At 39.5% G+C, this 9284-nt stretch carries 6 protein-coding genes and 1 tRNA gene; 4 read left to right on the top strand and 3 right to left on the bottom strand.

The window, feature by feature from the left end:
- Nucleotides 1-651: 651 nt before the first annotated feature.
- Nucleotides 652-736, bottom strand: a tRNA-Leu gene (locus GQR56_RS20735).
- A 281-nt stretch (nucleotides 737-1017) separates the two neighbouring features.
- On the opposite strand from GQR56_RS20735, the gene GQR56_RS20730 reads away from it, so the two are divergent.
- The gene (locus tag GQR56_RS20730; protein ID WP_166115187.1) at nucleotides 1018-1512 is read left to right on the top strand and encodes an RDD family protein; all 495 of its coding nucleotides are present in this window, start codon (nucleotides 1018-1020) and stop codon (nucleotides 1510-1512) included.
- A 123-nt stretch (nucleotides 1513-1635) separates the two neighbouring features.
- Here GQR56_RS20730 and lptG read toward each other — a convergent pair whose 3' ends face one another.
- Both lptG and lptF read right to left on the bottom strand, forming a co-directional pair.
- Nucleotides 1636-2703 (bottom strand): LPS export ABC transporter permease LptG, encoded by a 1068-nt coding sequence (lptG, locus tag GQR56_RS20725; RefSeq protein WP_024611996.1) that lies wholly within the window; start codon nucleotides 2701-2703, stop codon nucleotides 1636-1638.
- Nucleotides 2700-3812: an LPS export ABC transporter permease LptF gene (gene lptF, locus GQR56_RS20720; RefSeq protein ID WP_166115185.1), complete on the bottom strand. Its 1113-nt coding sequence runs from the start codon at nucleotides 3810-3812 to the stop codon at nucleotides 2700-2702. The genes lptG and lptF overlap by 4 nt, the downstream gene beginning before the upstream one ends.
- A gap of 308 nt (nucleotides 3813-4120) precedes the next feature.
- On the opposite strand from lptF, the gene pepA reads away from it, so the two are divergent.
- The 3 genes from pepA (at nucleotide 4121) to GQR56_RS20705 (ending at nucleotide 9151) form a co-directional block, all read left to right on the top strand.
- The gene (gene pepA / locus GQR56_RS20715; RefSeq protein ID WP_024611995.1) at nucleotides 4121-5632 is read left to right on the top strand and encodes a leucyl aminopeptidase; all 1512 of its coding nucleotides are present in this window, start codon (nucleotides 4121-4123) and stop codon (nucleotides 5630-5632) included.
- A 156-nt stretch (nucleotides 5633-5788) separates the two neighbouring features.
- Entirely contained in the window at nucleotides 5789-6235 is a 447-nt protein-coding gene (locus tag GQR56_RS20710; protein ID WP_024611994.1) for a DNA polymerase III subunit chi, read from the top strand.
- 60 nt (nucleotides 6236-6295) lie between these two features.
- Nucleotides 6296-9151, top strand: coding sequence for a valine--tRNA ligase (locus GQR56_RS20705; protein ID WP_166115182.1), 2856 nt, complete (start codon nucleotides 6296-6298; stop codon nucleotides 9149-9151).
- Nucleotides 9152-9284 lie beyond the last annotated feature (133 nt).

Genomic DNA, 9284 nt, shown 5'->3' with positions numbered 1-9284 from the left:
GGTCGCATTATAGGGATAAACGAGTGAGGGTCAATACTTTATTTCAGCTTTTTGACAATTAAATGAATTTAGTATGAAAGCTATACAAATAAAGGTCTGCATAGGGTTTTATGCTCAAAAATCAGGCTGCATTTACAACAATAGCTGTGTAAAGCACTATCTCTGACTCATAACTTAATAACACTGTTATATATACAATATAAACAACAAGTACAGTTGTGCTTATTTTTAGACATTTACCTATAACAGGATTAAAGGTATTAAGCTTTTGATAGAAGCCTTTTAAGCTCACCAAACCCATACCAGCTATATACCTTTATCGTATTATTATAGAAGGAGTAAAATACTGTGTTCACTATATATAGTATTAGATACATTTTTTAATCTGTTGTGACAAAAAGCTATGACTCAATTTATATTTAAAGAACCCTAAGAAGACAGTAAAACGATAATAGCTTTAGAGGTCTCGCCTATTACAACATTTGATCACTACATTCTGATAATAACGAATATAAAGGTTTTAATTAAAATTCACTTAAACGTGAAAATATTTTAAATGGGTGGTGTCCGCGAGTAAATGCAGTTGAGTTTACTGCACTCAAATTTTTGACATAAAAAAACCCCGACCAATTTGGTCGGGGTTATAAAAAGTGGTACCAGCGGCCGGACTCGAACCGGCACTCCTTTCGGAAGGGGATTTTGAATCCCCCATGTCTACCAATTTCATCACGCTGGCGTCATTTTTCTTTGACCTTCTAAACACGAGAAGATAAAGAAAAACCACTTTAGAGCTAAAGCTTATTAATGTGCCTTCGTCTCTATGCTAAGCATTATACAAACAATAAAGGTAGCAGCAAGCGTTTTATAGTATAAGTGTGATCAACCGCTTAACAATTAAGCAACCATTAACATTTTAAGGCAACTCATATATCTACACTTTGTTGAGACAGCATAGATCCTAGTATTTATTAACCTATTTGATAAACTAACGTACATATTAATAATGAGAGTATATTTATGTCTGGTGAGTTTCCACGAGCTGGTTTTTGGCGCCGATTTGCGTCGTTAATTTACGATGCATTAGTTGTAATTTCTTTATCTATGCTAACCGCCATACTCTATTTTGCGGTTATTCAAGCATTAACTTCTTTAGGTGTTATTGCCCAAACAGAAGACCCTGCTGCTTTGATACAAGATTCACCTTTATTGTATGGGATTAGAAGTGCATTATTTGTCGGTATAAACATTTTCTTTTTTACTTACTTTTGGACTAAAAGTGGGCAAACCATCGGAATGCGCGCATGGCGTTTAAAAGTACAAACCAAAGATGGTGACCTTATTAGTTGGTCGCAATCTATTGTTCGTTGTTTAAGCGCATTACTTGGATTGGGTAATTTATTATTAATCATTGATTTTAAAAACAGAAAAGCGTTGCAGGATTACATCTCTAAAACAGAAGTTATTGCGCTAACTAAAGAAGAAAACAAGCGTATATATCGTGAGCTAGATTAGAGTTAAGCAACCTAAGTACTATGAGCGAAGCTTGAATAGATCACTAATAACAAAAAAGCGTGACCATTGGTCACGCTTTTTTGTTTTATCTTGTAAGTTATTATCTAAACTATCTTAAAAGCATTAAACCCGCTTATTCATTAAGTAAGTTGCAAAACCTATAAATATAATACTTGGTAATACCGCCCCAACAAATGCAGGAATTTGATAAACCATTACAACAGGACCAAATATCTCGTTTGTTAAATGAAACACAATGCCTGTCACTACGCCCATTATTATACGTGCCCCCATAGTTACAGTACGAAGGGGACCAAATATAAATGATAATGCGACTAATAACATGACTGCAACAGATATTGGCTGCATGACCTTGCGCCAAAGGGCTAGTTCATAAGTACTCGTATCTTGCTCATTTTGCTGTAAATAACTTAAGTATGACCATAAACCAGTAAACGATAACGACTCAGGTTTTACCGATACAACACCGAGCTTTTCAGCAGTGAGTTGTGAAGTATAAAATTCCTCAGCTACCTGCTCAGTCGAAGTTTTTTCATCTGTAATTATTACCTTGTTTACATTACGCAGTAACCAACCATCTTTACGACTAACAGCTTCTTTAGCTTTAGTTATTTGCGTCAAATCTAACGATTTATCAAAATGATACATATGCACACCATGCAGCATACCGTTTTGATCAACATCTTCTATATTAATAAAGTTGTTGCCATCTTTAGCCCATACACCTTTTTGTGCATTATAAACATCGCCGCCGTGTATTGCTTGATTACGCATTTCTTTAGCATGCAGCTGTGCTTCGGGAGCACCCCATTCACCAAGGGCCATCATACAGATAGCCATAAATACAGCGGTTTTCATTACAGATACAATTATTTGCAGACGTGACATACCCGCTGCCTGCATAACCACCAGCTCACTATTTGAAGCAAGTGCCCCTAAGCCGGTTAAGCCTCCGATCAATGCTGCCATAGGGAAAAAAACAACAAGATCGCCAGGTATTGTATACAAAGTGTAGAGCATGGCGGTCATTAAATCGTAACTACCGCGCCCTACCGACTTAAGCTGTTCAATAAATTTAATTAAAGTACTTATACCCACAAGCACCAAAAGTGCAAAGCCTGTCGTTTGTAAAATACTGCGACCCAAATACCAATCAAGCATTTTCATTATGAGCCTACCTCCCGCTTAGTTATTACAGCTTTAAGCCAAGCGCCAAGTGGTCGTCCCTTAATTATTAATAACCCACCAATAAAGAGTGCACTTAAGTGAATCCACCATAAACCAATTGAAGGTGGTATTTTCCCGTCTTCTACTGCAAATTTAGCGGCGTTAAGTAAAATGAAGTAACCTAAATATAGGCTAATCGCAGGTACTAATTTGGCAAATTTACCTTGGCGAGGATTAACCACGCTTAAAGGCACAGCAAGTAATGTAAGTAACGGAATTGAAAGCGGTATGGCTAGTCGCCACTGCCACTGCGCTATTGACTCTGGTGTATTAATCGCAAGTAGCTGATTGGTAGGTACCGCTTCTAACTTACGTCGCTGATGTTCTATTTCTTGTTCTCGAATTTGTACGCTATAACCATCAAACTCAGTTAAGTTAAGTGCAGGTGTAGTGCCATCTGTTTCGTAACGTTTACCGTCGGTTAGTACTAATTGTTGTTCGCCATTTTGCGCTTCAACAACAACACCTTGCTCTGCATATACTAGGCGCGCAAGGTTATCTTTTTCACTATCGGGTAATTGTGCTACAAACACTTTATTTAGCTCTTTGCCGCCTTTCTCAATATTATGAATAAATACGACCGCTTTTTCATTACCGGTTTCTTGAAAACGCCCTGCTCTGAGTGCAGATAACCCGGCATCCGCTTTAGCTTGTTCTTTTAATTGATATTCTTGCTCACTTGCCCAAGGCGCTAAATACATAGTGAGCGCGGCGGCTAAAAAGGCAAGCCCTGCACTTGATATAAGTGTTACTCGCACAACATACCACTCACTTACCCCACAAGCTTTGAGCACGGTCATTTCGCTGTCGGCATATATACGACTGTAAGCTAAAATAATGCCTAAAAATATGCTCAGCGGTAATATAAGAGAAGCAAGTTGCGGTAACTTAAGCGCTATCATCGATAACACTAATTTAGCCGGAATGCTCCCCTCAGAGGCATCACCTAAAATAACAACTAACTTTTGTGACAAAAATATAGTCATTAAAGTTAAAAATACGGCGACCTGCGATTTTAAAACCTCAGCGGTCAAATAACGGAAAATAAGCAATGCTCGCCCCTGTTAAACATGGAATTTCACTACAATAGTGATAATTGGATAGTTAAATAGCTATTTTATCCAGTTTGATCTGGCAAATAGAGTATTATTATAAGCCATCAAAATTAATTATCCTACCTAAGTGCACGATATAATGTTGCATTAGTAGCCCTTATGCATATAAAGTTCAATTACACAGTAAGAGTCAGAAAAAATCAGCTAAAATGAGTATTATCTCTACATAAGCTGAGCGGGTAAGACTAGAAATTATTTTTTTAGCCCTTATTAATAGCCTAAATGACTCAAAATCAGGAGTGACAATGGAATTTAGCGTAAAAAGTGGTAGCCCAGAAAAACAGCGCAGCGCATGTATTGTGGTTGGTGTTTACGAGCCACGTAGGTTATCCCCCATTGGTGAACAACTCGATAAAATCAGTGACGGTTATATCTCAAACTTACTTCGCCGTGGCGATTTAGAAGGTAAACCTGGTCAAGTTTTATTATTGCATCATGTACCTAATGTATTAAGCGAACGTATATTGCTTGTAGGTTGTGGTAAAGAACGTGAACTTGACGACAAACAATACAAACAAATAATTTCTAAAACAATAAATACCTTAAACGATACAGGCTCAATGGAAGCGGTATGCTTTTTAACAGAGCAACACGTTAAAGGTCGCGATACCTACTGGAAAGTACGCCAAGCAGTAGAAACTACGCAAGATTGTTTATATACATTCAATCAATTAAAAAGTAAGAAAGTAGATCCGCGCAGACCACTTCGTAAAATTGTATTTAACGTATCAACGCGTCGCGAACTGACTATAGGCGAAAGCGCTATTGAGCACGGTTTGGCTATTGCAGCTGGTAGCAAGCTATGTAAAGACGTAGCGAATATGCCACCAAACATTTGTAACCCCGCTTACTTAGGTGAACAAGCACAAGAGCTTGCAACTAACTTTGACAACATTACTGTTGATCTGATTGGCGAAGAACAAATGGCAGAGCTAGGGATGAATTCTTACTTAGCTGTTGGTCGTGGTAGTGTTAACGAATCGGTTATGTCGATTATTAACTATAAAGGCGCAGCCGACGATCAAGCCCCTATTGTACTTGTTGGTAAAGGTTTAACTTTTGATTCAGGCGGTATTTCATTAAAACCAGGCGAAGGCATGGACGAAATGAAATACGACATGGGCGGAGCGGCAGGTGTTATAGGTGCGATGCGTGCACTTGCACAGATGCAATTACCCATTAACGTTATAGGTATTTTAGCTGGTTGTGAAAACATGCCTGGTCCGAATGCTTATCGCCCAGGTGATATTTTAACAACTATGTCGGGGCAAACTGTTGAAGTGTTAAACACCGATGCTGAAGGTCGTTTAGTATTGTGTGATGCGCTAACGTATGTTGAGCGCTTTGACCCTGATACCGTAATTGATGTAGCAACCCTAACAGGTGCATGCATTGTAGCCCTTGGCGCGCATGCTACTGGTTTACTATCAAATCATAATCCACTAGCACACGACTTATTAAAAGCGTCGGAGCAAAGTGGCGACCGTGCATGGCAATTACCACTGTGGGATGACTATCAAGATCAACTAGATAGCCCATTTGCTGACTTTACTAACTTAGGTGGTCGTTCTGCTGGCACCATTACTGCAGCATGCTTTTTATCTAAGTTTACTAAAAAATATAACTGGGCACATTTAGATGTAGCCGGTACGGCTTGGAGAAGTGGCGCTAAAAAAGGCGCAACCGGTCGACCAGTACCAATGCTTACTCAATATTTATTAAATAGAGCAGGTGTGAGCGAAGCAGCTCAAGATTAAACATTAAATTAAGTTAAACCTGTTTATAAGGCGCCGTTTGGCGCCTTATTTATTTGTGTATTAATTGAAGCAAAACGCGTTATATGGCAAAATCTGCCTCTTAATTTATGTGTATCAACTTAATACACATTCAATGTCATGGGAAGCCCCGATACAATGAACATGAACGCACAATTTTTCGTTCTAAAGCAACAAGATGAATCGTTGGCAAAGCCAGATGATCATTTTGCTTTGGCAGCTCAAATTGCAGCCGATCAGTATCGAAATGGTCAACGTGTATTTATATGTGTAGATAACAACGAAACCGCCTGTGCCATTGATGAAATAATTTGGGCATTCGATCCCGACAGCTTTGTGCCACATAATTTACAAGGCGAAGGCCCTAAAGGTGGCGCACCTGTAGAAATTGGCATAACGCCTCCTGTTGGTAATCGTAAAGTTTTAATAAATTTGGCTAATAACTTGCCGGATTTTATTCGTCGATTTAACCAAGTTTTTGATTTTGTACCCGTAGAACCCGTTGCTAAGCAAGCTGCTCGCGAGCGCTTTAAAAAGCTGCGCCAACTCGGTGCCAATATCACCACGCAAGATATTAATAACTAAAAGCACGTTTAGTTAAATAGCTAACCAACTAATTTAAGTACTTATTTAAGGTTCTGTGTAATGGATAAAACCTACAATCCGCAAGATATTGAACAGTCTCTATATCAAGACTGGGAACAAAAAGGCTACTTTAAGCCATCTGGTAAAGGCGTACCATATTCAATTATGATCCCGCCGCCAAATGTCACTGGTAGCTTACACATGGGCCACGCCTTCCAAGATACAATAATGGATACCCTAACGCGTTTTAAACGTATGCAAGGTAACAACACATTATGGCAAGTAGGTACTGACCATGCAGGTATTGCAACGCAAATGTTGGTTGAGCGTAAGCTTCATGCTGAAGAAGGTAAAACACGCCACGATTTAGGTCGCGAAGATTTTATTAATAAAATCTGGGAATGGAAAAAAGAATCGGGCGGAACTATTACCAAGCAGCTTCGTCGCCTTGGCGCATCGGTTGATTGGGATCGTGAACGTTTTACAATGGACGATGGCTTATCTGAAGCCGTTAAAGAAGTGTTTGTACGCCTTCATAAAGAAAACCTAATTTACCGTGGTAAACGCCTAGTAAACTGGGATCCTAAATTACACACGGCTATTTCTGATCTTGAAGTTGAAAACAAAGACAAAAAAGGCCACATGTGGAACTTACGTTACCCACTAGCTGATGGCGTTACAACACAAGACGGAAAAGACTACATTGTAGTAGCTACAACCCGTCCAGAAACCATGCTTGGCGACTCGGGTGTTGCAGTAAACCCAGATGACGAACGCTACATAGATTTAATTGGTAAAGAGATTTTATTACCAATCGTTAATCGTCGTATTAAAATTGTTGCTGATGAACATGCCGATAAAGATAAAGGTACGGGTTGTGTAAAAATAACCCCAGCGCACGACTTTAACGATAACGAAGTTGGTAAACGTCATCAAATGCCAATGATCAACATTTTCGATAAAGATGCCGCTATTCTAACCCAAGGTGAAACATACACCTTTGATGGTAAAGAAATTGAATTTGATGCGCCAATTCCTGAGCGCCTACATGGGCTTGATCGTTTTGCAGCACGTAAAGCGATTGTGGCAGAATTTGAAGAACTAGGCTTACTAGAAAAAATTGAAGATCATGGTTTAACCGTACCTTACGGTGACCGCTCTGGTGTTGTAATTGAGCCACTACTTACCGATCAATGGTATGTACGTGTAGCACCACTTGCTGAACCGGCAAAAGACGCTGTTAAAAACGGCGACATTCAATTTGTACCTAAGCAATACGAAAACATGTACTTCTCGTGGATGAACGACGTACAAGATTGGTGTATTTCACGCCAGCTTTGGTGGGGTCATCGTATTCCAGCTTGGTACGACAGTGAAGGCAACGTATTTGTTGGTCGCGACGAAGCTGAAGTACGCCGTGAAAACAACATTGCAGACAGCGTAACGTTAAGCCAAGACGAAGACGTACTTGATACATGGTTCTCATCAGCGCTTTGGACGTTCTCTACACAGGGTTGGCCAGAAAATACCAATGATTTAAAAACCTTTCACCCGTCTGACGTACTGGTAACTGGTTTTGATATTATTTTCTTCTGGGTTGCGCGCATGATTATGATGACGCTGCACTTTGTAAAAGACGAAAATGGCAAACCACAAGTTCCGTTTAAAACCGTGTATGTAACTGGCTTAATACGTGACGACAATGGCGATAAAATGTCTAAGTCAAAAGGTAACGTACTTGACCCACTAGATATGATTGACGGCATTGAACTTGAAGACCTAGTACAAAAACGTACTGGTAATATGATGCAGCCAAAACTTGCCGCTAAAATCGAAAAAGATACGCGTAAAGTATTTGCAGGCGGTATTGAAGCACACGGCACCGATGCCCTTCGCTTTACCCTTGCTGCAATGGCATCTACCGGTCGTGATATTAACTGGGATATGAACCGCCTAGAAGGTTACCGTAACTTCTGTAACAAATTATGGAACGCGAGCCGTTACGTATTAATGAATACAGAAGAGCAAGACTGTGGTTTTGCAAATGGCGCTCAAACAGAGCTTTCATTAGCTGACCGCTGGATTTTAGGTCAATACGAAGCTACCGTTAAAACCTATACTGAACACCTAGATAACTACCGCTTTGACTTAGCTGCTAACACACTTTACGAATTCACTTGGAACCAGTTTTGTGATTGGTACTTAGAGCTAACTAAGCCGGTATTATTTAAAGGCAATGAAGCGCAGCAACGTGGTACACGTAATACACTTATTACCGTACTTGAAAGCTTACTGCGTTTAATGCACCCAATGATGCCATACATAACAGAAACTATTTGGCAACGTGTTGCACCACTTGCAGGCCTTGAAACAGCAAATACCAGTATTATGGTTCAGCCGTTCCCGGTATATAATGCAGCAAGCGTTGATGCTAAAGCGATGGACGATTTAGAGTGGGTTAAACAATTCATTTTAGCGATTCGTAATATTCGTGGTGAAATGGATATTAGTCCAAGTAAGCCACTTAATGTATTACTTGCAAATGCATCGAGCGACGACGTGCGCCGCATTGAAGAAAACAAATCATTTTTAGCATCACTTGCAAAAATTGAAGAGTTTACAATGCTTGAAAACAAAGATGACGCACCTGCATGTGCAACGTCTTATGTTGGCAACCTTGAAATTATGATCCCAATGGCAGGCTTAATTGATGTAGAAGCCGAGCTTTCGCGTATTAATAAGCAGCTCGAAAAAGCCGAAAAAGGCCTAGCACAAGTGCAAAACAAACTCGCTAACGAAAAGTTTGTAAACAACGCACCTGAAGCGGTACTTGCTAAAGAAAATGCAAAACTGGCTGAGTTTAGCGACGCTAAAACTAAGCTACTTGAGCAAAAAACTAAAATAGAAAGTTTATAAGCTTTCATAAAAATGCCTATTAACACTATTTAATAGGTATTCATAGGTTAGACATTAAGAGATAATTGGATTCAGGCCGCATTTTAATCGTCCTTTTTCTTTATCTCTTTTTGGGTTCGCTCTTCGTGCATAT

It is taken from the genome of Pseudoalteromonas sp. Z9A5 (assembly GCF_011378875.1).
In the GTDB taxonomy this organism is placed as follows: domain Bacteria; phylum Pseudomonadota; class Gammaproteobacteria; order Enterobacterales; family Alteromonadaceae; genus Pseudoalteromonas.
This window is presented reverse-complemented; position numbering and strand designations above follow the sequence as displayed.

Bases quoted from the DNA above. Each gene is read 5' to 3' on its own strand.
- GQR56_RS20730 (WP_166115187.1), top strand. From the start codon at position 1,018: ATGTCTGGTGAGTTTCCACGAGCTGGTTTTTGGCGCCGATTTGCGTCG.
- GQR56_RS20710 (WP_024611994.1), top strand. From the start codon at position 5,789: ATGAACATGAACGCACAATTTTTCGTTCTAAAGCAACAAGATGAATCG.
- GQR56_RS20705 (WP_166115182.1), top strand. From the start codon at position 6,296: ATGGATAAAACCTACAATCCGCAAGATATTGAACAGTCTCTATATCAA.
- pepA (WP_024611995.1), top strand. From the start codon at position 4,121: ATGGAATTTAGCGTAAAAAGTGGTAGCCCAGAAAAACAGCGCAGCGCA.